We start from the raw sequence: 25,456 nt of genomic DNA, 5'->3' as shown, positions 1-25,456 counted from the left end.
TTTGTCTTTACTATTTTTATACTCCAAACGCCATAAAAGCGCAAGTTATTTTCTGTTGCATTTTTTCTTAAAAAATTATATAATTTTTTTATCATTTATCAGTAAAAAATCAAAAATTTTTAAGAAACAGAGGTAGTGCTTATGAAAAAGAAAGTTGTGGTGGCATTAGGACACCGTGCCCTCGGAACAACACTTCCAGAACAGCAGATCGCTGTCAGAAAAACATCCAAATCCATCGCCGACTTAGTACAGGAAGGATACCAGGTTGCAATCACACACAGTAATGCACCGCAGCTTGGTATGATCCATACCGCCATGAATGAGTTCGCCAAAAATCATCCGGACTACACGCCGGCTCCGATGAGTGTCTGCTCCGCTATGACACAGGGTTATATCGGATTTGACCTACAGAACGCTATCCGGGAAGAGCTTTTAAATCGTGGAATCTACCGTTCTGTCAGTACGATCCTGACACAGGTAACCGTAGACCCTTACGATGAGGCCTTCTACACTCCTACGAAAGTGCTCGGCCGTTATATGTCCGCTGAAGACGCAGCTATTGAACGTAAGAAAGGGAACTATGTGGTAGAAGAAGCCGGAAAAGGCTTCCGAAGAGTTGTATCTGCTCCAAACCCGGTTAAGATTGTTGAGATCGATGCCATCCGAGCTCTGGCCGATGCAGATCAGGTTGTCATCGCCTGCGGCGGCGGTGGAATCCCGGTTCTTTCCCAGGATCACCGGCTCAAGGGTGCCAGCGCCGTTATCGAAAAAGATCTAACTGCCGGAAAACTGGCAGAAGAGCTGAATGCCGATTCCCTCATCATCCTTACAAGTGTGGAAAAAGTCTGCTTAAACCGCGGCACCGATCATGAGCAGGAGCTGGGAGAGATCACAGCGGCACAGGCAAAGCAGTATATGGAAGAAGGACATTTCGGCATTTACAACATGCTTCCAAAATTCCGCGCTTCCGTCTCCTTTATCGAGAAAGGTCAGGGACGCAGCGCATACATTACCTCTCAGGAGGCACTCTCAGATTGCCTGAAAGGAAAAACCGGGACGATCATCCGTTAGATAAGCGTATGATCCTCTCATCCAATCGATTCTTTGTGATGTACTTATACACACTTTTAGGCACGAGATGATCCCACGGCTTTCCTTCCATGATCAGCTTTCGGACTTCGGTTCCCGTCGTACCTTTTTCTTCGGGTTTCCGTTTCCACAACACCTCCACCCTAAGTCCAAGTCCGGTCAATGTATCGTATTTTTCTTGCCCCCACGCGTCGCAGATGCTCATATAATACATGGCGTCCGTGGGTGCATACTGGGATATATATTCCGGTTTATTGATAGGGAAAGGTACAATTTCAAATTCTTCCCTCGGGACGCCATACTCCAGCATGGCGTCCCGTATCATTTCATACCGCTCAAAATACGTAAATGGATTATTTTCCTTTTTGGAGCGGTCTCTGTCATTTTCACTTGGACGGATATAGCTTACATCCGGATTAGAGATGCCTATGATCAGTGTCTGGCATCTGCTTTTCGCCAAAAGCAGGTATTCCATATGTTTGTTATGCAGGCACTGGAACCTGCCGTGGATTACTCCTCTTTTTTCTGTCATACTCTCTTCCTCTTTCCGTAAAAGGCCCGCAAAGCAAGCCATTATACTAAATACAAGTACTGCCCGGACAGGAACATTCTGCCGGGCAGTTTTAGTATACCATATTTCTACACCCGGAAAAATCATTTCTTCTTAACTAAAATAGAAATTTCGGAAATCATATTTATATACACGGTAAATAAATTTTTCTTTATCCATCGTAAACGTCCGTATCGGATCTCCATTTTGGCTGTACTCTCCAAAAGCTCCCGCCATACCGGAATCCATTACCACATTGTCCCCAACTTCCTGTGCGCTGCTCACATATGGGGAAAACGGTACGTCAAAAGAATTTACAAGGGTATACGTCCCTTCCTTTTCGTCTACCAAATACCGATAGTAATGTGACGTCCCTTCCTTAGTACTTTCAGAAATTTCTTCAATCTCACTCCAATCATAGTCTGGCTGGGACTCGCTTACCCCAAGGTTGTTATTATAAAGGTAAAGGTAATACTGTCCCTCCGGAAGTGACGGATCTTCCACATACGTAACGGAATGCTGTCCTCCTGTATTGCTGAAGCTTCCTTCTTTCTCAAGAAGATAGCTTTCATATCCCGTTCCTTCCCAGAAGCTTTCCTGTCCGATCATATAAGAAAGTGTCGGCGTATCATAAAGATGATCGATTTTCAGGATTGTGGATGTCTCGCGGGAGCTTAAGATCACACTTCCGTCCCCAAGCCACTGCAGAGTATTGATGTGCATCCAGTCCAAGTCTCCGTCTGAATTATTGACGCAAGTCTCCTTGTAACTTCCGAATAAATCTGCAAGATCCAGCACTTCTGTGACCTCTCCTGTCTGGACGTCCACTTTTATGATCATATCTTCCACGCTTTCCTTTGTGGAATCACTTGCCAAAATCAGGAGATTTCCGTCATCATCAAAGACATAATCATGATGGAGCTCATATTTCCCAAGGTCGTAAATCTGCTCGACCTGCCCAAGCCTGTTTACCGCTGCCATCTTCGTCTCTGAGATGCTGTAATACATCCGGTCATCCTGGAAAAGAAGTCTATGGCTTCGGTATCCGATCAGAGGGATCTCCCCTCTTAAAGTCCCGTCATTGTCATAATAGTACATGAAATCCAGCTCAGAGCTGTCATTTCCCAGGATCACATACAGCCCATCTGTAAGTTTTTCCCCGGCATTTTCCACCTTATCTTCGGCATCCAATTTTATGTCTTCTTTGCCCCAGAGTTCGCCCATCTCGTGACTGATAGTCTTCGTCTCGCTTGTCCCGTCTTCATATTCTACTGTAAATGTCACTTCGTTTGTCTCTTCCGGTATAAGCCCGATAACCTGATATTCATGGTCTGTCATATATGTTTCATCCTGATAGAACTGCCCCTGGAAGTCAGCTATATCCTGGTCGTCCACGTGGACGGTATATGACACTTTAGCTGGTTTTTCCGTCTCAAAATACACATAAAGCGACATTGTGTTCGTCCCATATGGATTTTCCTTTACCAGCATATTGGATAATGTATAAGTATCTTCCTGTTTTGCCTTTTCCAGCTCCTGTGATGCCTCTTCCTGGTAATCTGCCGTATAAATTCCCCGGATCTTTTCTGGTCTCCTGCTCTTTTGTAAGACTGGAAGTATTCTCTACCTGTGAATCGTCAATAATCAGTTGTTTTCCACCAATCACTGCCAACACTACCAGGAGGCCTGCCAGCAGAATTCCCACTTTTTTCTTCATGGACATCCCCCTCCCTTTCTTTGATAAAATAAATACACTGTTTTATCAAGTATAAGCAGGGTTTGTGTTTTTAACGTGAAGATTTTTTGATGATTCTGTTATAACTTTGCCATCTCTTTTGCTTTTTGGTTGATCCAGTCTGTTATTTCATGGAACCCTTCTTCCTGAGCTGGAAATTCTTTCCTCTCGATTTCCTCTTCCGGCGTCTTGTCATAACAGTAAGGCTCCTTCCACACTGCCGCCTCAAGCTTATCTTCTTTCAAAGCGATGCGAAATCTCGTATTCGGAGATACACTCCCAAGATATGCCGCTTTTTTATAATATGGCATTCCGTATAAATCTTCTCGTTTCAGCATGTTATTTTTCTCCTTTTTATGCTAAAATAGAAATATTAAGGAGGGATTATGAAACCACAGACACATCTGGATATTTTTATTCACACTTTTTTTTACAGCGTGCTCACGGCAGCAGCAGCACAATTTCAGATTAATATTTTTTCCCCTGAGTTCAGCGTATCTCTTGGGATTGTTTTCCTTGCTGCTTTTTCTCTCCTCTCCGATCATTTTCCTTTGTTTCCAGTATCTCTTTTATCCGGGATCTTTGTCCTGCTCTCCCGTACCTTCTATAGTTGCATGAATGGGAACGGCCTGGAACAAGCATTCCTTATATCACTCCCGGAACTCGGATTTTACATTATTTACGGCATCATTCTTACTTTTTACCTGAAAAAACTCCGTGGAACCGGCCAAATATGGAAAGATCTTGCGGCGCTTTTTTTCTGTGACTATCTGGCAAATTTCGGGGAATTGATGCTTCGTCTTAATATTAATGCATTTTCCAACTCTTCGCAATCCGGAATTTTGATCACAGCCTTGCTTCGAACAGTGCTGATCTTCATATTCATCACAATATTCCGGCAGTACCACCTTGTTCTGATCCGGAGGGAACAGAAAGATTACTATCAAAATCTTGCTCTTTTGACTTCCCGTCTTCAGGAGGAAGTCATCTGGATGAAAAAGAATTCCGGCATGGTGGAATCTGCTATGCATCTTGCCTATCAGCTCTTTGAACGGCTGCGTGCGGATTCCGGCACAAAGGATGCCGCAAAAGATGCCCTCGTAGTGGCAAACAATATTCATGAGATCAAAAAGGAGTACTATCTGATTCTCAGAGGCTTGTCGGATGTTCTCTCTCTGGAATCCACTTCAAAATCTCTTCCTTTTTCAGATCTTTTTTCTATCTTGGAAGATCCCATCCGGCAGTTTGCGGCTTCACATAAAAAGACGGTTTCTTTCCACGTCCACGGGAACACATCGCTCTGCGTGCCGGATCCTTACTGCCTGCTCTCCGTATTCCGCAATCTTTTCATGAACGCCATCGAGGCTTCCGAAAAAGATCATGTCAGACTTGATATTTCTATCGAAGAGACAGGCGAATCCCTTCTCTGCACTGTGACAGACGACGGCCCTGGCATTTCGCCGGACATCCTTCCTATGATTTTTGATGCGGGATTTTCTACAAAAATCAATTATGAGACCGGAGAAATCAGCAGAGGCCTGGGACTTAATATTGTAAAAAATATCATTGTGGAGCAGCTTGGAGGTACGATCACGGCCACTTCCCGTCCAGGAAAGACAAGCTTTCACATTACTTTCAAGAAAACAACATTGGAGGAATCAAAATGAAATTCTTTTTTGTAGACGATGACAGAAATGTCCGAACCATACTGAATATTCTCATCAAAGAAAGGAATCTTGGCGAGTGCTGCGGTTCTGCTTCAAGCGGACACGACGCCCTGGATGATATCCGCGTTGTCAAGCCGGATATCATCATCGTGGACCTTTTGATGCCGGAGATGGACGGTATTTCATTTGTGGAGGAAGCACGGAAAATATGTCCCGACAGCGCTTTCATCATGCTCTCCCAAGTTTCCTCCAAAGAACTGATCGCAAAGGCTTATGAAGCAGGAATCCACTTTTTCATCCAGAAACCCCTCAACGCAGTTGAGACAGAGTCTGTCATCCGAAATGTAGCCAAGAGTCTTTCCATGCAGCGGACACTTGGAAAAGTCCAGTCTCTTTTTGAGACCGAATTCCGGGATTCAGTGCCGGATGAGTCCGGATCATCTCAGTCTGAAACTTTCCAGAATCGGCTGACATCCATCCTTCAGAAACTTGGTATCATCGGAGAAATCGGAAGCAGAGATATTATCACGTTGATCACATACCTCCACGATCATCACGAAACACTGGAGCAGCAGACTCTGCAGAAGCTTCTCAGCCATTTCAGTGACAATCCAAAATCCATCGAACAGCGAATCCGAAGAGCTGCCCTCTCCGGAATGGTCAATCTGGCACATTTGGGACTCGAGGATTACTCAAACGAAGTATTTACAGAGTTTTCCAATACACTTTACAACTTTGAGCAAGTTCGGAAAGAGATGGACTACATCCGCGGCAAAAGCGATAAACATGGAAACGTAAAGATCCGCACCTTCCTCAATTCTCTCCTTGCATACTGCGAACATATCTGATCCATTAAAAGAAAAAGAGCACAGGACAAAATCCCGCGCTCTTTTTCTGGTTGATTATCTATAGGGTTTTATTCTGCTACTGCTGCTTTTTCAACTGAGTTTTCCTGCTTTTCATTTCTCAGTTTATCATAACGCTTCTTGAAAATCTGACTTCCTACAAGTCCTGCAAGTGTTCCTCCGATAGCTGCGAAGAAGACTGCCAAAACTACATTCTTTGGATCATTGAATGCAAACGGTGCCAGAAGCCCCGGAATCGGGGACGCTGTACCCGGTGCATTGTTGATGATATGGAATACTGCCGCCGATACACCTGCAAGTCCTCCTCCAAAGAAGTTGGAACCGTAAATCGGAATCGGATTGGCTGTGATGATCGGTGCCTGTGTAAGTGGTTCCATCATAACTGCCATGATATTGCTCTTATCTCCAAGATGCAGACGTTTGAATACGATACCATTTGTAAAAGATCCTCCCACACACGCGATCGCTGCGATCCCCATTGCCAGACCGTCCAGACCGATCATGGCAGTAAGAGCCATAGAGCTTAGCGGAGAGGTACAGATCATCTTCATGATACCTCCGAGAAGGAATCCCATCACAAGAGGAGACTGTTCTGCCGCTGCTGTGATCGTTCCTCCGATCCTTGCAAGCGTCATATTGACAAGCGGATCTGTAAGTGTTGCGATTGCAAGAGACAATGGAGCGATAACCAGCGCTCCCACAATAACGTTGACACCTTCCGGCAGTTTCTTTTCGATGATCGGCGCGATCAGCCCAACTACATATCCGGCAATGAATCCAGGAAGGATACCGAACTGTCCGAGTACGACACCGGCAGATACTGCAAGTACCGGGTTTGTTCCCATACAGAGCGGAACAGAGATAGCTGCCGCTACTCCTCCGAATCCTCCGGCATTTTCTCCTGCTTGACGGAGAAATTCGATCCCTAACAGATCGCCGGAAATATATTTGTGGATCGCCTCCACCAGAAATGTCGCTACTGCTGCATTTGCCATACCGCTCATGGCAAGTGAACCTTTTGGCATTTTCATGCTGAACAATGAGAACAATGCCAATGTAAGGATCAGCATTCCTACTCCAGTTAAAATTGTCGTCATTTTCTTCCTCCTTACTGAAAAACACCCTATAGACTTTTTTTGTTTTTCCCGTTCTTTATCGATAAAATAAATATATAGTAGAGGTTTCAAAAAATAACAGGAGGTGTCAAATTCGACATATTTTTTTTCTTCTTTTCACTTTTTTAGAAGTATTCAACAAATTAAATGTCATAAAAATATCAATATTGCCTAAACAGGAATACTATTTCTGATACAAAGCACACCATATCCCAGCTGGTCATTGGGCCATCTCTCATATCCGGGCAGTTCCTGAGCCCCTCTCCTTAAGTACGCTTTCAGCTTCTCTCCATATAGATAGGGATCGTTCCCATTTACAATTCCCCACTCCATCAAAAGCGCCGCGCCCCCCGATGCAAATGGAGCTGCAAAAGAAGTGCCGGTAAAAGCGGCATATCCAGACTCCTGATCTGCCGAAATAACATTGACCCCGGGGGCCGCGATATCCGGCTTTCCCCTATCGTCTGCCGCCTGTCTTCCTCTCCCGGAAAAATCAGCATAGGCCATCGTCCTTGCATCGATGGCCCCTACCGACAATACCCTGGCCGATGTGGACGGAATCGTGAAGGTACGCCCTTCTGCGGGATAAAGGAATCCGGTTCCCTGGTTGAGCGTATAGCTGCTCGGAAGCCACAGATCATACCTCCCGGTAACAATCTGTTCCGGAATGAGAATGATCCGCCATTCTCCACTGTTTACATATTCCTGAAACGGCAAAAGTTCCAAATAAACTTCCTGAAGTCCACTGTATGGGCTTGGTTCGCCATAATACAAAAGAATCTCCGTATCTCCCAATCGGAATCTCTGCGGCCCTTGAGCTTCCCGGATCATTCCAGACCGCTCCCCCGAAGGAGCTTGTAGCACAACTCCAAATACATCAGTGTAATCGCTCCATATCTGAACACTGAATGCTCCTTGTCTTTCTTGCACTGCAAGGGAAATTTCCTCATCCTGCCCTTCTCTTAAGTACCCGGATGTATGTCCGGACTCGGCCGCCTCATTTCCAGTCCCTACACAGATCACAGTTCTCCCTGTCTGTGCCGCCACGTCCAGGAATCGCTCTAAAAGGGAGGTACCGTCATGAGATCCATATGTATTTCCAAAACTTAAGTTTATGGCAACCGGCATCCCAAGCTCCTCTGCTTTTCTCACTACATAATCCACTGCCTGCATCAGCTCCGTCGTTCTTGGGAATCCGACATTTCCAGGGTTTCCAAGTTTCACGACAATCAGTTCACTGTCCGTTGCCACTCCCCGGTAGAGCCCCTGGCTGTTGCTGCCGTTTCCTGCCGCGATGCCGGCCACCGCGGTCCCATGTCCTGATGTGTCAATGCTTGGCACGAGAGCAAGTCTTTCCGAGCGTTCCGGTCTCTTCAGCGCCTCATCAATCTGTTCCTTCGTATATTCCGTCCCGATTTTGTAACCTTGCGGCGGAGTTCCTTCTATTGTCTGATCCCAGAGAAAGCGGATCCTCGTCGTTCCATCTAGATTTCGAAAATCACGGTTGGCATATTCGATTCCGGAATCAATGACTGCGATGAGCACCCCTTTCCCGGTAAGCCGAAAACGGGGCGTCTGCACCGCATCGATGCACGACACCCTTCTTCCGTTTACCACTTCAAAAAATAGTCGTTTCGGTTTTTCAATATAGATGACTTCCTCCAATGCTGCAAGTCTCTCGAGCATAGATTCCCGGATTCTTACAACAGCAAAATTGCCAAGGAGCGGAGTGACAAATTCAGATAACTCCCGGATTTTTTCCAAGGATCCCAGATACAGTATGATCACATCCCATTCATTTTCTTCTTCGTAGTATCCCACATCAAGGTTTTCTGATTTTTTCCGTTCTTCTTCTGTGGCATCGAGCGCAAGATTGAAGATGTTTTCGATTTTCTGATTTTCTGTCATCTACTCTCCTTTTCTTTCATATCCGCTTCCTTCAAATCCAAGATACGGCGCCATACATGCAGGGATAAAATAACCTCGCTCTTTATGACATACTGGACACATAGTCGGGAGTTTTGTCCCTTTGAAAATGTAGCCGCAGTTCAGACACATCCACTCATCCCCTTCCGGCTTTTCATAGTATGTCTCATTTTTCAGCATATCCGCAAGTTTCGTAAAACGCACCCCATGAACCTTTTCCACTTCCGCAATTTCCCGGAATGTATAGGCCACATCCTGAAATCCTTCTTCCTCCGCTGTTTTGGCAAATGCCGGGTAAACATCCTCGTGCTCCTGCCTTTCATTGTGAGCCGCCATATTCAAAAGTTCCACAAGGCTTTCTGACTGATCTACCGGATAGGTGCCATCGATTTCGATCGTATTGCCCGCTTCCTGTTTCAGGAATTCATAAAACCTGGCCGCATGCGCCCTCTCCTGCTCCGCTGTGAACAAAAAGATCTCTTTCAGCGCATAGAACCCTTTGTTCTCCGCTTCTTCCGCAGCAATCGTGTATCGGTTTCTCGCCTGGCTTTCCCCTGCAAATGCTCTCATAAGATTCTCTTTTGTCCTGCTCTGTGAAAAATTAACAGCCATAGTCATCTTACTCCTTTACTGATCTTTACAGAGTAGTATGCCCTATGGCTGTTTCTTTATGCATATTTAATTAAATCCGATGATCCTGCGCATGACGGAATACCCCATGGAGGAAATTTTTCGTCCCGGTTTTCCAGGAAGATTCATTGTCTGTCCGAGAATTCCGTATCGGATCTTAAAGTACGTTCTGTAATCCCGCTTCTTAAGATACTGCCAGAGTTCCTTCTTCTTTTTCAGGTTCTCCTCCTTCTTTGAACGGATACAAATGATGGAAGACACCGTCATCATGATCGCCAGATACTTGATCATATAGGACTTCAGCTTTTTATTGGTAATACGCTTCATCTGGTACATATCGATCATGGTTTTTGTGACAAAAAGCTGCTGATCGATCCGCTTGATCATATTCTTCTCATTGACTGACTGATCATCACGGCCAATATAGTAGCGGTACAGATTCACATCCAAATAGTAGATCGTGTTAACCGAAGGAAGCGGATAATAGACATAAATATTATCCACATAAAATGTATGCTTTGGAAGCTTTAACTGGATCAGCTTAAGAAGCTCTGTCCGATAGATCACAGAATGCATCAGAATATACTGATCGATCCGAAAGCGTCCGATATCACTCCACCCGAAAATCTCATTCTGAGGAAGAGCATTTCTATAATGGATGACTTTTTTGTGCTCCACCCCTACCTTCTCATATACATAGTTTGAGATGAGCATATCAAGATCCTGGTCTTTCTCCTCAAAAGCCTTCAGTGTCTCCAGCACCTTTTTCAGCGCCTCCTCATCCAGCCAGTCGTCGCTGTCCACTACCTTAAAGTATTTCCCCGATGCATGTGAAAGTCCGGTATTGACCGCTTCTCCGTGTCCCCCGTTTTCCTGACTGATGGCCTTTACGATATTTGGGTACTTTTCTTCATATTCCTTTGCGATCTCCTCTGTCCGGTCTTTGGAACCATCGTTTACGATGATGATCTCCACATCGTCTCCGCCGACGAGAACCGACTCGATAGCCCTCTCCATATAGTCCTGTGAATTATAACATGGTATTGCAAATGTAATGTATTTCATAAATTTCCCCCATTCCATAATTTTAGGCGATTGATGTCTTTAGTATAATCTTTTTTTTCCCTTTTTCCAAGAAGATTACACAAAAAAGATGCAAATTTCAGATTTTTTCGTTATACTGGACTCAAAGCAAAAAACTGGAGGACTGATAACTATGGGAAAAAATTTACTTGTTGGACAATCCGGCGGACCGACTGCCGTCATCAATGGGAGCCTTTACGGAGTAGCCAAAAAAGGACTTGAAGATGTATCTGTAGACCATGTATACGGAATGGTCAACGGTATCGAAGGATTTTTAAACGGTCATGTCATGGATATGTCTACACTCATGGAAGATGGCTCTATCGAGCTGCTTCCGACGACACCTGGGGCATATCTTGGTTCCTGCCGCTATAAACTTCCGGAAAATCTGGATGATCCGGTATATCCGGAATTATTCCGCAAATTTGACGAGTATGAGATCGGCCTTTTCTTCTATATCGGAGGAAACGACTCCATGGATACTGTCAGCAAGCTTTCACGCTACGCAGCTTCCATTGAAAGCCCGATCCGCTTTATCGGTGTCCCGAAAACAATCGATAATGACCTTGTACTCACAGACCACACCCCTGGATTTGGGAGCGCTGCCAAATATGTTGCCACCACCGTGCGCGAAATCGCCGTGGACGCGTCTGTATATGACAATAAAAAATCCGTGACCATTGTGGAGATCATGGGACGCCATGCAGGATGGCTCACGGCTGCATCTGCCCTTGCCCGCAAATTCGAGGGAGACAACCCTGTTCTGATTTATCTTCCAGAGACCGACTTTGACCAGGAAGCATTCATCAGTCAGGTAAAGACGGCACTCGAAACGACATCTAATCTCGTTGTCTGTATCTCTGAGGGAATCCACGATGACAAAGGCACATTTATATGTGAATACGCGAGCGAAGTCGGCACCGACAACTTCGGACACAAGATGCTGACCGGCTCCGGAAAATATCTGGAAAATCTCGTGAAAGACAAGCTTGGCGTCAAAGTCCGCTCTGTAGAACTCAATGTCTGCCAGCGCTGTTCTTCCTCCTGCCTGTCTGCAACTGATGTGGAGGAGGCAAAGGCTGCAGGATCCTACGCGGTAGAGCGCGCTCTTCTGGGGGACACAGGTGTGATGATCACATTTAACCGTGCGAAAAACGAACCTTACGAAATGGAACTTGGCACAGCTGATGTGAATCAGATATGCAACGCCGAAAAACCAGTTCCGGCGGAATGGATCTGCAATGACGGTTCCGACGTGACAGAAGATTTTCTCCGCTATGCCCTTCCACTTATCCAGGGACATGTGGAAGTTCCTGAAAAAGACGGTTTGCCACATTTTATTTTCAGAAAATAGGCATCTGTGTACAACCTGCACAATCGGATTTCCTGCGTTCATATTTTGTTCATGTTTTGTTTTACAAAGCTTCACTTCTTGAACACTCTTTTTTCATGAATAAAAGCTATACTGAAATCATCAAAGGAAAACAACATACAAAAGTCAAAGACGACGCAGGTAAAATACCTTTTGAATAAACTTTTTCATAATATATGCCGGGAGCTGAGCCGATCAGCTACCCGGCATCCTCCCTTTTACGGGAGTTTTTTTATTATAATGGAGGGTTCGTAATAAACATCGTCTCTCCTGCTGCCTCCAGCGCTTCCTCGGTCGTCCGAAACACCGCGCCGGCAGCTCTACATTTCTCAATATCCATCCTCAGATTGCGGGGATCCCCCGCAAATGCTTCCTCATTTTTCTTTAAAAGGTTCTGCCCTTTCCCGATATGCGCAAGAACTCTCTTTACAACTTCGTACGTACTGAGATCATTTTCACTTCCAAAATTGTAGATTCCGGCTGGCGCCTGAAACATGATTTCCATATTTCTGACTACTTCCCACACATCTGTGATACTCCGATAATCATGAACTGGATAGCGTATCTCGCACCCGTTCTGTATTGCATCCCGGATACTGGAAAAAAGCGTCCCATGCTCCTTGCCTTCTCTCCTGTCCGCGGAAAACATCCAGCTCAGCCGAAGAGCTACCGTATCCGGCTGCAGACGCAACGCCTCCTGCTCGGCCTTTCGTTTCTGACATGCATACGCGGACACGGGACAAAGCTTTTCATTCTCCCTGTGTGGTGTCCGAACCTGGTTTCCCATGTAGACCTGATCAGAACTACAGAAAATCAGTCGAATCCCCAGTTCTCCACATACACTGGCAAGATTGCTTACTCCTTCCACATTGACTTTCCACGACAACTGTGGGTTCTCTTCACAAGCCCTTATATCTGATATGGCTCCCGTATGGATCAAAATATCTGGATGATCCCTTTTGATCACCTTCTTTGCTTTCTCTCTGTCTGTAAAATCCAGCTCCTGTCTCGTGTAGCCGATCGTCTCATACCTCTCCTGATAATACGCCGCCACTCTGGAACCAAGAAAACCATTGGCTCCGGTTACTGCAATCTTTCTGCTCATTGTTCTTGTTCTCCCTTTTCTTCATAAACTGGGATCCCCATTTCTTTGAATGTTTCATCTACTTCTTCCATTATTCCTCTGTATATCCCATCCGCATATATTTCGTACCCTTCTTCCGTCTTAATAAAATATGCATTTTCAGGAGTTATCTCGAATGTATCTCCTTTTTCTACTTCTTCTTCATATGACACTTCCGGAACAACGATCACAGAAACCAGCATGACAAGGCCGATAAAAATCATATGTCCCAATATCGTCAGACTCTGCTTTCTCGTTTTTGGCTCTTTTGGTTCCATGAGCAGGCGGATCCTTACCTCCAGACAGCCTCCATCTGCAAGATTCAGAGCATACCGGTTTCTTTTTTGCTTTAGCTTTGCTATTTTCAACAAAGTCTGAGCATAATCTAGTTTTTCCCTTTCCGTCATCTCTTTTGTCACAACATAGTCATTGGAAAGCTCAAGTACATTGTTCAACTCCCGGCGCATCAGATACACCAGCGGATTCCACCAATGGATAGCCGCCAGAAGATCCACGATCCATTTCAGCCATAGATCATAATGATGGTAATGCTCGATCTCATGCTGGATAATATAACTCATATCCTGGTCTTCCAACATATAATCGGGCAAAATCATGATTGGACGGATCAGTCCGAAGATGGCTGCCCCGTTCTCTCCTGGCAACACGGCTATCCGCATATTTTTTATGCCTGCTGCTCGTAAAAATGAATCATAATACGCTCTCTTTTCCTTGTCTGTAACGAGATAGTACTCCAGATATTTCCGTACCATTCGGCGTTTCCGGATATAGCGCACCAACTGCACAGCTGCTCCTACCACCCATATTACAAGCAATCCATCAAAGATAAAAACTTGTTTACCACAAATTTCTGTATGTGCGTACACAATATTCCCTAACCCCTTTAGTATGTGGGTAGAATACACCGAATACGTAAAAGGAAAGTTGACTGGTATGAGCATGCGTATCATGATGACTGCCATGACGGCAAAGATGATCTTTACCCTACACTTAAAGATTGTTCTGGATTTATACAGAACAATATACAGATATCCTGTGAGTACCAGGATCGTCAAAAAACAGGTCAAAAATGGCCCCATGGATATCTCCATACCTATTCTTCCTCCAGTTCCCTCTTCCTCTTATCAATAACCGCTTCTAACTTCTGCAGAATGTCTGAATCGTCAATCTCATCGATATAATGGGCAAACAATGTTTCTTTCCGGAGCATGTTTTTGATCCCCTGTTCCACATCATCTGCAAACTCTTCCCGCTCTACAAGTGGTCGGTAACTCCGCGTGAGAACCGTACCACTGTATACGATTTCCGCTACTTCGATATATTCCTTCTTTATCAGACTTCTCAGTGCTGCCTGCACCGTATTGATATTCAGATCTTCCTTTGCCTTTACGATCTCTGAGGCGATCATCGGTTTCTGCGCCTCCCAGAGAATATTCATCACTTCCGCCTGTCTTCTTGTCAATCCTAACATTTCGTTATCACTCCTCTTCTTTTTTCATGTATGTTCTTTTCTTAATTCCACCGGCAAGACACAGAGCTGCCAGTGCAGTGTAGGCCAAACAGTTCCGGAACGTTTCGAAAAATGTACCGAGTATCCATGGCTTTTCCATATCCAGCAGTTCTCTGATCTGTCCTGTCAGCAGACGCATCTGTTGGGACCATCCTTCAAAATCCGAGAGCGGATAAAGGGCGATTCCTGGGTCAGACTGAAAAAAACGTATACAAATCAGAAATACCACGACTGCGGACACTGTTCCCGCGGCTGCGCTTCCGATCCATCCCATTGTCTCTTTTCTCTTCCTTTCCTTTACCATGCGGCACACATGCGCAGCTCCAGCTGCTGCGCACCCGGCTGGAATCATGGAAAGGATACATGCCGTGAGAAAATACAAAAGTGAAAGCTGCATTTCCTCCCCACCCACTCCATAATTTGTCATTACCTTTTGCAGAAGATTTTTCTTTTCATCCGCCTTCCCGGGCTGCACAGTCATGTACTGCATCATTTCTCCTTCGTGGGCTGTCCGGATAAACAACCCTTCCTTTCCTTCTATAACCATGGAAATGATATAGTCCTTATCTCCTGCCCGGACCGTCTGACCTTTCCCTTCTGTACTTCCAAACAAGACTTCCGCCGTCTTTTCATCGATCACACACTCTCCGTCTGCATCAGGCTTATAAATGGAACTGCATTCCGGGGATAAGACAGACAGAACGCCGCAATAGATGATTTCTTTTACGTCCATTGTCCTGCCAAGGTCTGGATTTTCACAGTACTGCCTCTTTTCTTCTGACCAAAAGACAATCTGACCGGTCTCTTTTTCCAGAAACTGTTCTGTCGTATTTTGCGCACTTTGTACATCCGTTTCACTGCTCAGCCTTACAAATAGTTTTTTCTGTATTGCACGGATCTTCGCCATCTCCCCGACTGCCAGCCCGAATAAAAGGATCCCTGCAAAGATCAACACAATACTTAAGACAATGCTTTTCTTTTTCATGTTCAATCTTTTTCCCTTACTGTTGTTCCGTCCTCGATCGTCTTGTCGCTTGTGTAAATGATGTTCTGCTGGCTCGACAACGTATCACTGTCCACGGCGGCAAACTCTGCATCCTGATCGATTACCTTTACCATAACTTTCCTCGCCACAAGCTCTTTCCCTATCATCGTATCTTTTTCTTCCGTGATGTAGACCGCATATCTGTCTGCCCCTTCCTCGTGAAGTGCCTGGAGCGGAATGCACGTATCATACTCTGCAGACTGATTACGGATCTCCACACTCACATTGGTTCCGGGGGCAAACACTGTTTCAGGAGACGTTATCACTGCTTCAAAGGAAGATAAACTATCCTCACTTTCTTTCTTCTCCTTTATGGAACGGATTTCCACATTGGTAAGGACTGCTTCCTTCCCTTCCCGGTCTTTTCCCCGAATGGTCACTCCAGAATCCTGCCCCACATACTTCGCCTCGTCCGCCCCAAGCGTGACTGTCAGTTTGATTCCGGAAGACATATCCGCCACCAGGGCACTGGCTGTAGACGGGGTAAATTCTCCTGTCCTTACAAGGATTTCCGAGACCATCCCAGCCGCGCTTGACACGATCTTTCCCTCCCGGTCTGCCAGTTCCGTCAGCTGTGACAGGTTTTTCTCTGTCTGTTCCTTCTGAAGCTGAAGCTGCTCTTCGGATGTAGAGTCCGCCCCTGTAACTTTACTTGACTCCAGATTCTGTCCCGCCGTGAAAAGCTCGTCCTCTTTCTGAGATACGCTGGCCTCATACTGGGCTTCTGCCTCTTTTAAAGCCGCCAGGAGCTGATCCTGTTCCGCCTGCGCCTCCCCCGCCTGTTCGTCTCCGTTCTCCGGCTTTTTCTTTAAGCTTTCCTCGTACGCCCTCCTTGCATCTTCCACCGCCTTTGCATCTTTTGCAAGCTGCTTCTCCCATTTGGCAGCAGTCCTATCATAATTTTCCTTTGCCTGCTTCTGCGCAAGCGCTTCTTGATTTCGTCTATCTGCCTCCTGGTTCTTGGCATCTCGAATCTGGTACTCAAGCTGTGCTATCTCGTTTTCCAGGCTGTCAATCTGCTGCCCGAGATACTCCATATCCACCGCAAACAGCGGATCTCCTACTTTCACTTCCTGCCCTGTCTTCACATAGATATCTGTAACGATCTGATTGGCTTGTGCCAGCACAACAAATTCACGGCTCTGTTCTACGATCCCGTACATTTCGATGTCGTGGTTCAGCGTGTACATTCGCGGAGTCTGCAGTGTCACATTGGCGATGGAAGCCACATAGAGCCCTCTGGAAATGACTGTGCAGAGTGCTGCAATAACCAAAAAAATCACACCTGCTCTGATTACTTTATTACGCATTTTTCTCTCTCCTGAATCATTCGTCTTTCATAAAAGCTGCAATGCCTTTCTGCATATACTCCTGTCCTGCCAGAAATACAAAAAACGGCAGGATCATTACCAGTATCGAGATGGCAAAGGAAACACCGGTTCTTGCCTCTGTGATCTGCGGCATGTAAAGAGACAGCGGCCAAAGCGATTTTGTATCCAAAAATGTCATCGGTTGTTCGATCAGATTCCAGTATTCCACAAAACTCAACATCAAGGAGCTGCAGATCCCAGCTTTTCCAATCGGCACGCCGATTTTCAAAAAAATCTTTGTCTCTGACGCACCGTCGATTCTGGCCGCATCCAGTACTTCCTCAGGTATGCTCACAAAGAACTGAAACAGAATAAACACCGGATACGTAGAAAACACAGCTGGAAGTACGATTCCCCAAAGTGAATCCAAAAGTTCCAGTCTCCTCAAAAGTAAGTACTCGGACACCATCCGTACCTGGAACGGGATCATCATCAGGATCATATAAATCCGAAAGACCGGCCGTGTGAACCGGTATCTTGCAAATCCCCACGCCGCCGGGATGCCGACAATGATCTGTCCCAGAAGGATCAGTCCGGTCATACGGACAGAATTCCAAAACAATGTCCAGAATTCCGGGCTGTCAAACACAACCTCCACATAATGCCGCAAGGTCGGATATGCTGGAAAAAAACTCCACTGAAATGAGCCCTCTCCTCCTGATATGACTGCACCCAGACTTTCTCTTAGCTCCTCCGTCCCTTTCAGCGAACCGGTAAAGAGGAACACCACAGGCAGACAGAAGACGACTATGACCATACATCCAAATATGAACTTTCCCGCTTTCTGCATCTTTTTCATCTTTCATCCAACCTCATCATCAGCCGCTTTTGAAGCATCATCACAAACGCTGCCAGCACAAGAGCCACTATAACTGCACCTGCGGCCATTTTTTCCACTGAGAAACTCTGGAACCAGTTGTTAAATACATTCTGTGTCATATAGATGGACCGATGCGGGTAGTTCCCAGTAAGCATATAAGACTCCCGAAAGACTTTGAAACTGTTCAGCACAAGCAGGAGGACAATGATAAATGCCGAGGCAGACAAGATTGGCAGAATGATCCGCCCCATCCTTGTAAAAAACCCGGCTCCGTCAAGCTTCGCCGTCTCATAAATCTCCTTCGGGATCGCATCCATAGCCGCACACCAGAGAATGACGCAAAATCCAATGTTCTTCCATATGTACAGAAGCACAAGCACCCAGAACACATATCCACTGTCCATCCACCGGATCGGATCGCCGCCGAATGCCCTGATCGTCCCGTTCATCATACCGGCATCGTCAAACAACAGCCTGCAAAACAATGTCGTCGTAGATACCGGTATGACCATTGGGAATAAAATGACCGCCTTCACGATCCCTTTATGTACAATCCGTGCATTGATATAGCAAGCCATCAGAAGCGACAGGAACAAAAGCAGCGGTACGCTTGTCAGGATGAACCGCGCAGTATTTTTTGCACTCAGCAAAAACGCTTCATTTTGCAAAACTGTGGCAAAATTCCGAAATCCGGCGAACGTCGTCCCCGATGTATTGCTGAAAGCCCTCCTTACCACATCGAAAAACGGCAGAATGGAAAACAAGAACACGCCGAGAAAACCTGGCAGAATAAAACAAATTCCTGCTCTCTTCTTCTTGATTCCTGTTGATAGAGATTTACCTTTTCTGCTGCCAGTGCCGTGCATTCTTCCAACGTCCCTTCTCCATTGATATACTTCTCTGCCTGCTCCATCACGATTTCTTTGATGGTCGTGTCGATGTAGGTGTATTCCTCCAGGCCATCTACCATATCGAAAAATTTTTCCTGTTCTTTCTTAGGGAGACTCTTGCATGGAAGTTCTATCTCCTTTCCTTTACTGTTCTTCATGGTTTCTTTATCATCAATTCCTAGTGTAAATGGATACTTAAACGCTTCCCGATTAATTGGGAAACCATTTCCCCCCATCCTTTCTTTCATTGCTTTCGAAGTCAAACAATAGGAGATAAAATCTTCTGCCTCTTCTCCATATCTTCCATTTCCGCTGGCTGCTAAAATCATACGAGGCACAAAGATTGGTTTTCCGTCTCTCCTAAAATAATCGTACGATAACCCTTTTCTTATATCTCCATAGTAATAAAGCCGCTCCACATCGTCACACCCAAGCACTCCGCTGATCGATACATCCAATTCGCCCATTGCAAGAATCCCTTCCGACCACCAGTTATCACTAAGCCATAGATGTTCCAAACTGATCATATCATTTCCTTCTCCTGTACGATTTACCGTCCAGTCATATTCCGATACATGATGGATTCTCTCAAGATTCATGTAAAAATCTCCCAGCTCTTCTTTTTCTAACTTTCCATCCTCCAAAAGATCCGGAAAATAAGTCTGGAAAAATACTTCCATATAGTTATCGCTTTCCCACCGGTCAAGCGTCAGACGATCTGGGTGTGCCTTGTGGTAATTCTCCAGATAATCCGCCAGTTTTCCGAGTGATCCAATGGAGTTTACCGCCTTCTTTTCTGCATGAATGGCCATAAGATGAAACTCCATTGGTACACCATAGATTTTTCCATCTCTCTCAAACGGTGCCGCGATGTTTGTATAATGTTCCTTTTCATCCAATACACTCGAAATATTCCGTAAAAGACCATTTTCTATGTATGAATCCGCATTGAGTTTATCCAACAGCAAAACATCCGGTCCGTCCCCTGCAGCAATCTTTGTGTTCAGCTTGCTGATTGCATCATTAGGTGTGACCCCATTTTCCCATGTCACATCATATTCATAATTGGCATGAATCTTATCTTGTGCAGAGTTAAATTTATTTACAAGATCTTGCATCATATTATCTTGCCAGAGGGAATATACTGTCAGCTCTTTTACCATTTTTACTTGGATTCCCTCTTCTACATATGTATAAATCCATACAATTGGCTTTCTGTTTTTATCTACATAATTAATTACAATTTTATTGTCCAGTATTGAGACATCTGTAAGGTATCCTTTCACATCGGAAAATGCATGGTTTTCGCCATACAGCATCTGTTCCAATCTTTCCTTTTCTATATCATAACGGAACATCCCGTCTATCCCTATGTGAAAAATTACATTTTCCTCTGCATCGTAACACACCTTAGAATTATATCCCTGATTGCGGGATGACAATTCCACAAGACTACTGCTCATCTTTTCACTTGTCTCCACGACTTCCCCGGTATTCAAGTCATACTGGTTTACCTGATCTATTCCAATGGCAATGATCCGTTCCCCTGCCAACGTAAACTGGTTGACAAACTCATCAGACTGATCGAAGGATTTCTTCTCTTCCCCGGTCTTGTAGTCATATCCCTTGACAATACCGCTCGCATTTCTTCCATACACAATACCGTCCTGACAGATGAGGTCGCTGAGTCCGTCCTGTTCTGCCGCCATCTTCTTCTCTTCAAACTGTCCTTCCGGTGTCACATAGATAAAACATACCGGGGGAACTTGATCTGTCATGTTCAGGGCATCTTTTGCAATGATACAGAAAATCCCTCCATCTTCTGTAAACTGTGCTTCCGTCACAAGACTCTTCTTCCATTCTTCCGGGAGTGTTAGGTATGCCTCCCACGTCTTTCCTTCATCCTGCGACTTCCAGGCTATCGTTCCCTGATCAAGAGCCTGACCGATTGCCAGGTAATCCCCATTGTCATCACATCGAAAGTCAAAACAGCTCGACAGTTCTTCCGGCATCTTTAATTTTTCTTCAGAAAAATATTCCGTGACTGTGTTCTCTTCTTCCTTTGGCTCAGAGTTACATCCTGATAAAAACAATGCAAATACTATCATCAAAAAATATGCCCTAAATTTCCCCATAATTCGCACCTCCTCCCTTTAATTATCATTATTTTTTTCTTATTTTTAATTTTACTCTGTTATTATTTCTTTTTCAATAGATTTTTATATTTTTATTATTTATTAATTTTTCTTTTCATACTATAATTTCTTTTTATTTTTGGTCGCTCTGTTTGCTCTCGGAGTATTCCGGATTGTAGGAAGCACAATCCAAACATACGCAATAGAAAAATACATTAAAAAAACGCCGATCTGTCTCTACAAATCAACGCTTTTCTTATGATTCACACACAATTTGTCCGCGTACCGCAATATAGGGGACGTGTACCTTCTCGTCGGAACACGTCCCCTATACATTAAATTCTAGTGTGGTTTATACAAATGTCTCGGGATTCCGTCTACCATAACTGGTGATACGTCTCCCTGGATGAGTGGTTTTACATAGGTCACAAATTCGTCTGTCACGTATGTTCCTTCTTCGTTTACCCATTCTCTAGGTACCAGTTTTTCGTCGTTTGCGATCTTATGAACATCTTTGACTTCTGTGCTGCACTGATACGGATCGTCGGAGAGACGTTTGAGTACAACCATTTTTCCGTTGTCTCCTTCGTCTGCCGCTTTGACTGCTGCACCGCCTACCTGGTATGCTTCCAGGATGTCCACTCTCGACGCACAGTGTGATGCGGATCTCTGAAGTGTGCTCAGCTCGATCGCTCTTGTCTTGCATCCGATTTCGTGTGCCACATAGTTTGCCAGATATGCAGCTGTTCCGGTAAGCTGTTTATGTCCGAATGCATCCACGAAGTCCACGCTTGTTCCGAGTTCGCACACGTATCTTCCGTCTGCCAGATGGATTCCTTCGGATACTGCCACAACAACGGATGTTTTCTTTGCAAGAAGGTCTTTGATCCGTTCCATAAAGTTATCAAGATCGAATGTCAGCTCTGGGAGATAGATCATATCCGGTCCTGCGCAGTCTTCTCCTTTTGCCAGTGCCGCTGCTCCTGTCAGCCAGCCTGCATTTCGTCCCATGATTTCCACGATCGTTACGAGGCCTTTGCTGTATTCCAGACAGAAGCTGTCGCGGATGATTTCTTTGATGGATGTTCCGATATATTTTGCCGCACTTCCATATCCTGGTGTGTGGTCTGTAAGAGCCAGGTCATTGTCGATCGTCTTTGGACATCCGATGAAACGGGTTTTAAATCCTGTCACGATCGCGTAATCGGAGAGCTTTTTGATGGTATCCATGGAGTCGTTTCCTCCGATGTAGATGAACGCTTCGATCTCCAGTTTTTCCAGGATCGCGAAGATCTTTTCATACACTTCCCTGTCTTCATGGATTTCCGGAAGTTTATACCGGCAAGATCCAAGATAAGCCGCCGGTGTACGTTTCAGAAGCTCTGCGTCCAGTTCATTTGTGATGTGTTCGGAGAGATCGATATACTTTTCTTCCAGAAGTCCCTGGATGCCGTGAAGCATTCCGTATACTTTTTTCGCTCCTCTGTCTTTTGCTGTGCGGTAAACCCCTGCGAGACTGGAATTTATTGCAGCGGTCGGACCGCCAGACTGTCCTACGATTACATTTCCTTTCATTCCTTCTACCTCCGTAATCTTTTCTATACCCTTTGTGCACCGCCGGCCTCTCCACCGGAAGCGGGAACGGGATCAAATACATTTTGTTCCAAACAGCATATATCTATATTAGTACATTTGTACAGTATTGTCTATCTTTTTTTGTTTTTTTCGTTATTTAATACAATTACATGCCTTGGTTTGGTTATTCATCTCTGGCCCAGTCGAAGGCATACCGGACCGCCTTTTTCCATCCCTTTAGCTTTGCTTTACGCTCTTCTTCCCCCATCTTAGGCAGAAATTCCTGATCTACAGCCCAGTTTTTCCGGATTTCTTCCGTATCAGACCAGTACCCTACGGAAAGTCCCGCCAGGTAAGCAGCACCCATCGCTGTTGTCTCCACACATTTTGGACGTTTGACCGGGGTGCGGTTGATATCTGCCTGTACCTGCATCAGGAAATTGTTGGCACTGGCTCCTCCGTCCACTTTGAGAGATGTGAGCGGAATCCCGGAGTCTGCTTCCATGGCGCGTATGACATCATGCACCTGGTAAGCCAAAGATTCCAGTGCCGCCCGAATGATGTGGCACTTATTGACCCCTCTTGTGATGCCCACGATCGTTCCTCTGGCATACTGATCCCAGTACGGTGCTCCAAGTCCGGTAAAGGCTGGAACCACATAGCATCCATTTGTATCATCTACCTTTTGCGCCATATACTCGGAATCCGCAGCCGAGTCAATGAGCCGCATCTCGTCCCGCAGCCACTGAATGACAGCACCTGCCACAAAAATGGATCCTTCCAACGCATAGTTTACTTTTCCGTTCAGTCCCCAGGCAATGGTCGTGACAAGACCGTTTTTGGAAAACACTGGTTTTTCTCCGGTGTTCATCAGAAGAAAGCATCCTGTTCCGTAGGTATTTTTTGCTCCTCCCGCTTCAAAACACGTCTGCCCAAACAATGCTGCCTGCTGATCGCCGGCCGCTCCTCCGATCGGGATAGCTCCTCCGAAGAAAGCCGGATCTGTCTGTCCATAAACAGCACTTGACGGTACCGGTTTCGGCAGCATGCAGGCCGGTATTCCAAGCACTTCCAGGATCTCTTCATCCCATTCCAGTGTGTTGATATTGAACATCATCGTGCGTGAAGCGTTGGAATAATCCGTCACATGGACCCTTCCCTTTGTCAGTTTCCAGATCAGCCATGTCTCTACCGTTCCAAACAGAAGCTCCCCTTTTTGCGCCTTCTCACGCGCTCCGTCCACATTTTCCAGAATCCATCTAAGTTTTGTCCCTGCAAAATACGCGTCGATGGTAAGTCCGGTCTTTCTGCGAAACCATTCCTCCAGCCCACGTTCTTTCAGCTCATCACAATATTCTGCGGTTCTCCGGCACTGCCAGACAATGGCATGGCAGATCGGATTTCCTGTCTTTTTTTCCCATACGACAGCAGTCTCCCTCTGATTTGTGATTCCGATAGCTGCAATGTCTTCGGCGGATGCCCCTATCTTACTCATGGCCTCCACCGCCACTCCAAGCTGGGTCGACCAGATTTCATCTGCATCATGTTCAACCCATCCTGGTTTTGGAAAATACTGTGTAAACTCCTTCTGCGCGGCGCTCATGATCTCTCCTTTTTTATTAAACAGAATACAACGGTTGCTCGTTGTTCCCGCGTCCAGCGCCATAATATATTTTCCCATCTCGACACCTCCTGTATTTTGCTGTTTCTAATTATTTTTCTTCTCATTTTTTACAAGACTGATCCCAACCATTAAAAGAACCGGAAATACAACGGCAGAGAGAAGTCCCATTTTCAGACTGTTTCCAGCCGCCTCTGACACCATCCCCACAAGTCCCGGACCTGCCGAGCACCCGAGATCTCCTGCAAGCGCAAAAAGGGCAAACATGGCTGTTCCTCCTCTTGGGAGAGCGGCCGCTCCTGTACTGAAAGCTCCCGGCCACATGATTCCCACAGACAGCCCGCACAGCGCGCATCCTGCAAGTCCTGCTGCCGGATGTGTGGAAAGCCCTGCCAAAAGATAAGCGGCGATACACAGGCCTCCGCTGCACAGCATATATTTCCGAAGAGGGATCTGTTCGCTGTATTTCCCGTAGAAGGCCCGGGCCACACCCATGAAAACGGCGAACATACACGGCCCTGCCAGGTCGCCTACTGTCTTTTCTACTCCAAGCCCTGCCTCTGCAAAAGCGCTTGCCCACTGACTCATTCCCTGTTCCGCTGCACCGGCCGCGATCATGACCAGGAACAGGATCCAGAAAATTTTCTTCTTTGCAAGCTCCAAAATGGTCATCCCTCTGCCTTCTTCCACAATAGGAAAAATTGGTACAAATCGGAAATACACCGTATTCAGAAGCGGGATAACTGCCCAAAGACATGCCAGCACATCCCATCTTTTTGTCCCGAATACTGCGAAAAATGCAGTGCTCAGCAAGATGACTGCCACATGTCCCCAGCAATAAAAGGAATGAAGAAGACTCATGGCCGCTTCCTTCCGTTTTGTCGGACACGCCTCCACAATGGGACTTACCATCACTTCGATAAGACCGCCTCCCACAGCATAACAGACAATGGCTGCTGCAATCCCCACATACGGATCCCAGACAATCTTTGGAAGAAAAGAAAGTCCCAAAAGCCCTGCCCCGGAAAACAAATGTGCTGCCATGATCGCTCCCCGTTCCCCCATCTTGTCCACAATTCTCGGTGCGCAGGCATCTGTCAGAAGCTGCACGCCAAAATTCAAGGAAACAAGAAATGCGATCTCATCAAGCGTAAAACCATACTGTCTCTGAAATGTGAGAAACAAAAGCGGCACAAGATTGTTTACGATAGCCTGCGTGATAAATCCAATATAACACGCGTTAATCGTATGATTGTAATCTTCCCTGATCTGCTTCATGATTCTGTCCCCCTGGCTGTATGTATTATCTTTCG

The 25,456-nt window shown here is 45.7% G+C and carries 23 protein-coding genes; 4 read left to right on the top strand and 19 right to left on the bottom strand.

Annotation, left to right across the window (positions count from 1 at the left end; genetic code table 11):
• Window positions 1-141: 141 nt before the first annotated feature.
• Window positions 142-1,071: a carbamate kinase gene (gene arcC, locus FLB61_RS11935; protein WP_221920318.1), complete on the top strand. Its 930-nt coding sequence runs from the start codon at window positions 142-144 to the stop codon at window positions 1,069-1,071.
• Here arcC and FLB61_RS11930 read toward each other — a convergent pair.
• The 4 genes from FLB61_RS11930 to FLB61_RS11915 form a co-directional block, all read right to left on the bottom strand.
• Window positions 1,061-1,621, bottom strand: coding sequence for a nucleotidyl transferase family protein (locus tag FLB61_RS11930; protein WP_221920317.1), 561 nt, complete (start codon window positions 1,619-1,621; stop codon window positions 1,061-1,063). The two genes, arcC and FLB61_RS11930, sit on opposite strands and share 11 nt — an antisense overlap.
• Window positions 1,622-1,753: 132 nt before the next feature.
• The gene (locus FLB61_RS11925; protein WP_246599230.1) at window positions 1,754-3,094 is read right to left on the bottom strand and encodes an aryl-sulfate sulfotransferase; all 1,341 of its coding nucleotides are present in this window, start codon (window positions 3,092-3,094) and stop codon (window positions 1,754-1,756) included.
• Window positions 3,072-3,356, bottom strand: a complete 285-nt coding sequence (locus FLB61_RS11920; RefSeq protein WP_221920314.1) for a hypothetical protein — start codon at window positions 3,354-3,356, stop codon at window positions 3,072-3,074. Before FLB61_RS11920 ends, FLB61_RS11925 begins: the two co-directional genes overlap by 23 nt.
• A 98-nt stretch (window positions 3,357-3,454) precedes the next feature.
• Window positions 3,455-3,712: a GNAT family acetyltransferase gene (locus tag FLB61_RS11915; protein ID WP_221920313.1), complete on the bottom strand. Its 258-nt coding sequence runs from the start codon at window positions 3,710-3,712 to the stop codon at window positions 3,455-3,457.
• Window positions 3,713-3,760: 48 nt separating this feature from the next.
• Between FLB61_RS11915 and FLB61_RS11910 the strand changes: the two genes are divergently transcribed.
• Together FLB61_RS11910 and FLB61_RS11905 are read left to right on the top strand one after the other, a co-directional pair.
• Complete coding sequence (locus tag FLB61_RS11910) at window positions 3,761-5,041, top strand: sensor histidine kinase (protein ID WP_221920312.1); 1,281 nt, start codon at window positions 3,761-3,763, stop codon at window positions 5,039-5,041.
• Window positions 5,038-5,889, top strand: coding sequence for a response regulator (locus FLB61_RS11905; protein WP_087202052.1), 852 nt, complete (start codon window positions 5,038-5,040; stop codon window positions 5,887-5,889). The genes FLB61_RS11910 and FLB61_RS11905 overlap by 4 nt, the downstream gene beginning before the upstream one ends.
• A gap of 68 nt (window positions 5,890-5,957) precedes the next feature.
• Here FLB61_RS11905 and FLB61_RS11900 read toward each other — a convergent pair whose 3' ends face one another.
• From FLB61_RS11900 to FLB61_RS11885, 4 genes are all read right to left on the bottom strand, one after another.
• Window positions 5,958-7,004 (bottom strand): PTS sugar transporter subunit IIC, encoded by a 1,047-nt coding sequence (locus FLB61_RS11900; protein WP_087210262.1) that lies wholly within the window; start codon window positions 7,002-7,004, stop codon window positions 5,958-5,960.
• A 189-nt stretch (window positions 7,005-7,193) separates the two neighbouring features.
• Window positions 7,194-8,930: a S8 family peptidase gene (locus FLB61_RS11895; protein WP_221920311.1), complete on the bottom strand. Its 1,737-nt coding sequence runs from the start codon at window positions 8,928-8,930 to the stop codon at window positions 7,194-7,196.
• On the bottom strand, window positions 8,931-9,560 hold the full coding sequence (gene rbr / locus FLB61_RS11890; protein WP_087202058.1) for a rubrerythrin: 630 nt from the start codon (window positions 9,558-9,560) through the stop codon (window positions 8,931-8,933). It abuts the gene before it with no gap.
• A gap of 66 nt (window positions 9,561-9,626) precedes the next feature.
• Window positions 9,627-10,643: a glycosyltransferase family 2 protein gene (locus FLB61_RS11885; protein WP_221920304.1), complete on the bottom strand. Its 1,017-nt coding sequence runs from the start codon at window positions 10,641-10,643 to the stop codon at window positions 9,627-9,629.
• 151 nt (window positions 10,644-10,794) lie between these two features.
• Between FLB61_RS11885 and FLB61_RS11880 the strand changes: the two genes are divergently transcribed.
• Entirely contained in the window at window positions 10,795-12,015 is a 1,221-nt protein-coding gene (locus tag FLB61_RS11880; RefSeq protein WP_221920303.1) for a 6-phosphofructokinase, read from the top strand.
• 253 nt (window positions 12,016-12,268) lie between these two features.
• Here the strand turns inward: FLB61_RS11880 and FLB61_RS11875 are convergent, their stop codons facing one another.
• The 11 genes from FLB61_RS11875 to FLB61_RS11825 all read right to left on the bottom strand — a co-directional run bounded on the left by FLB61_RS11875 (window position 12,269) and on the right by FLB61_RS11825 (window position 25,421).
• Window positions 12,269-13,138 carry an SDR family oxidoreductase gene (locus FLB61_RS11875; protein ID WP_087202064.1) on the bottom strand — a complete coding sequence of 290 codons (870 nt, stop codon included), beginning with the start codon at window positions 13,136-13,138 and terminating at the stop codon, window positions 12,269-12,271.
• On the bottom strand, window positions 13,135-14,268 hold the full coding sequence (locus FLB61_RS11870; protein ID WP_221920302.1) for a M56 family metallopeptidase: 1,134 nt from the start codon (window positions 14,266-14,268) through the stop codon (window positions 13,135-13,137). The genes FLB61_RS11875 and FLB61_RS11870 overlap by 4 nt, the downstream gene beginning before the upstream one ends.
• 2 nt (window positions 14,269-14,270) lie before the next feature.
• Window positions 14,271-14,648 carry a BlaI/MecI/CopY family transcriptional regulator gene (locus FLB61_RS11865; protein ID WP_221920301.1) on the bottom strand — a complete coding sequence of 126 codons (378 nt, stop codon included), beginning with the start codon at window positions 14,646-14,648 and terminating at the stop codon, window positions 14,271-14,273.
• Between the two features lie 7 nt (window positions 14,649-14,655).
• The gene (locus FLB61_RS11860) at window positions 14,656-15,672 is read right to left on the bottom strand and encodes an ABC transporter permease (RefSeq protein ID WP_221920300.1); all 1,017 of its coding nucleotides are present in this window, start codon (window positions 15,670-15,672) and stop codon (window positions 14,656-14,658) included.
• A gap of 2 nt (window positions 15,673-15,674) precedes the next feature.
• Window positions 15,675-17,042, bottom strand: a complete 1,368-nt coding sequence (locus FLB61_RS11855; protein ID WP_221920298.1) for an efflux RND transporter periplasmic adaptor subunit — start codon at window positions 17,040-17,042, stop codon at window positions 15,675-15,677.
• 16 nt (window positions 17,043-17,058) lie between these two features.
• Window positions 17,059-17,901, bottom strand: a complete 843-nt coding sequence (locus FLB61_RS11850) for a carbohydrate ABC transporter permease (RefSeq protein WP_221920297.1) — start codon at window positions 17,899-17,901, stop codon at window positions 17,059-17,061.
• Window positions 17,898-18,686 carry a carbohydrate ABC transporter permease gene (locus FLB61_RS11845; RefSeq protein WP_221920295.1) on the bottom strand — a complete coding sequence of 263 codons (789 nt, stop codon included), beginning with the start codon at window positions 18,684-18,686 and terminating at the stop codon, window positions 17,898-17,900. Before FLB61_RS11845 ends, FLB61_RS11850 begins: the two co-directional genes overlap by 4 nt.
• On the bottom strand, window positions 18,653-20,947 hold the full coding sequence (locus FLB61_RS11840) for an extracellular solute-binding protein (protein ID WP_221920294.1): 2,295 nt from the start codon (window positions 20,945-20,947) through the stop codon (window positions 18,653-18,655). Before FLB61_RS11840 ends, FLB61_RS11845 begins: the two co-directional genes overlap by 34 nt.
• Before the next feature lie 342 nt (window positions 20,948-21,289).
• A complete protein-coding gene (locus FLB61_RS11835; protein WP_087202079.1) occupies window positions 21,290-22,522 on the bottom strand; it encodes a 6-phosphofructokinase in 1,233 nt (410 codons plus the stop codon).
• A 184-nt stretch (window positions 22,523-22,706) separates the two neighbouring features.
• The gene (gene glpK, locus FLB61_RS11830; protein ID WP_221920292.1) at window positions 22,707-24,203 is read right to left on the bottom strand and encodes a glycerol kinase GlpK; all 1,497 of its coding nucleotides are present in this window, start codon (window positions 24,201-24,203) and stop codon (window positions 22,707-22,709) included.
• A gap of 27 nt (window positions 24,204-24,230) precedes the next feature.
• Window positions 24,231-25,421 carry an MFS transporter gene (locus tag FLB61_RS11825; protein ID WP_221920319.1) on the bottom strand — a complete coding sequence of 397 codons (1,191 nt, stop codon included), beginning with the start codon at window positions 25,419-25,421 and terminating at the stop codon, window positions 24,231-24,233.
• Window positions 25,422-25,456 lie beyond the last annotated feature (35 nt).

The sequence above is a fragment of the Sellimonas caecigallum genome, from assembly GCF_019754295.1.
Classification (GTDB): domain Bacteria; phylum Bacillota; class Clostridia; order Lachnospirales; family Lachnospiraceae; genus Sellimonas; species Sellimonas caecigallum.
Note: the sequence above shows the minus strand (reverse complement) of the source record. Positions and strands in the feature narration are given on the sequence as shown.

What these genes read in the sequence shown, in the direction of transcription:
- arcC (WP_221920318.1), top strand. Translation starts at nt 142, where the DNA reads ATGAAAAAGAAAGTTGTGGTGGCATTAGGACACCGTGCCCTCGGAACA.
- FLB61_RS11930 (WP_221920317.1), bottom strand. Translation starts at nt 1,621, where the DNA reads ATGACAGAAAAAAGAGGAGTAATCCACGGCAGGTTCCAGTGCCTGCAT.
- FLB61_RS11925 (WP_246599230.1), bottom strand. Translation starts at nt 3,094, where the DNA reads ATGTCGCTTTATGTGTATTTTGAGACGGAAAAACCAGCTAAAGTGTCA.
- FLB61_RS11920 (WP_221920314.1), bottom strand. Translation starts at nt 3,356, where the DNA reads ATGAAGAAAAAAGTGGGAATTCTGCTGGCAGGCCTCCTGGTAGTGTTG.
- FLB61_RS11915 (WP_221920313.1), bottom strand. Translation starts at nt 3,712, where the DNA reads ATGCTGAAACGAGAAGATTTATACGGAATGCCATATTATAAAAAAGCG.
- FLB61_RS11910 (WP_221920312.1), top strand. Translation starts at nt 3,761, where the DNA reads ATGAAACCACAGACACATCTGGATATTTTTATTCACACTTTTTTTTAC.
- FLB61_RS11905 (WP_087202052.1), top strand. Translation starts at nt 5,038, where the DNA reads ATGAAATTCTTTTTTGTAGACGATGACAGAAATGTCCGAACCATACTG.
- FLB61_RS11900 (WP_087210262.1), bottom strand. Translation starts at nt 7,004, where the DNA reads ATGACGACAATTTTAACTGGAGTAGGAATGCTGATCCTTACATTGGCA.
- FLB61_RS11895 (WP_221920311.1), bottom strand. Translation starts at nt 8,930, where the DNA reads ATGACAGAAAATCAGAAAATCGAAAACATCTTCAATCTTGCGCTCGAT.
- rbr (WP_087202058.1), bottom strand. Translation starts at nt 9,560, where the DNA reads ATGGCTGTTAATTTTTCACAGAGCAGGACAAAAGAGAATCTTATGAGA.
- FLB61_RS11885 (WP_221920304.1), bottom strand. Translation starts at nt 10,643, where the DNA reads ATGAAATACATTACATTTGCAATACCATGTTATAATTCACAGGACTAT.
- FLB61_RS11880 (WP_221920303.1), top strand. Translation starts at nt 10,795, where the DNA reads ATGGGAAAAAATTTACTTGTTGGACAATCCGGCGGACCGACTGCCGTC.
- FLB61_RS11875 (WP_087202064.1), bottom strand. Translation starts at nt 13,138, where the DNA reads ATGAGCAGAAAGATTGCAGTAACCGGAGCCAATGGTTTTCTTGGTTCC.
- FLB61_RS11870 (WP_221920302.1), bottom strand. Translation starts at nt 14,268, where the DNA reads ATGGAGATATCCATGGGGCCATTTTTGACCTGTTTTTTGACGATCCTG.
- FLB61_RS11865 (WP_221920301.1), bottom strand. Translation starts at nt 14,648, where the DNA reads ATGTTAGGATTGACAAGAAGACAGGCGGAAGTGATGAATATTCTCTGG.
- FLB61_RS11860 (WP_221920300.1), bottom strand. Translation starts at nt 15,672, where the DNA reads ATGAAAAAGAAAAGCATTGTCTTAAGTATTGTGTTGATCTTTGCAGGG.
- FLB61_RS11855 (WP_221920298.1), bottom strand. Translation starts at nt 17,042, where the DNA reads ATGCGTAATAAAGTAATCAGAGCAGGTGTGATTTTTTTGGTTATTGCA.
- FLB61_RS11850 (WP_221920297.1), bottom strand. Translation starts at nt 17,901, where the DNA reads ATGAAAAAGATGCAGAAAGCGGGAAAGTTCATATTTGGATGTATGGTC.
- FLB61_RS11840 (WP_221920294.1), bottom strand. Translation starts at nt 20,947, where the DNA reads ATGGGGAAATTTAGGGCATATTTTTTGATGATAGTATTTGCATTGTTT.
- FLB61_RS11835 (WP_087202079.1), bottom strand. Translation starts at nt 22,522, where the DNA reads ATGAAAGGAAATGTAATCGTAGGACAGTCTGGCGGTCCGACCGCTGCA.
- glpK (WP_221920292.1), bottom strand. Translation starts at nt 24,203, where the DNA reads ATGGGAAAATATATTATGGCGCTGGACGCGGGAACAACGAGCAACCGT.
- FLB61_RS11825 (WP_221920319.1), bottom strand. Translation starts at nt 25,421, where the DNA reads ATGAAGCAGATCAGGGAAGATTACAATCATACGATTAACGCGTGTTAT.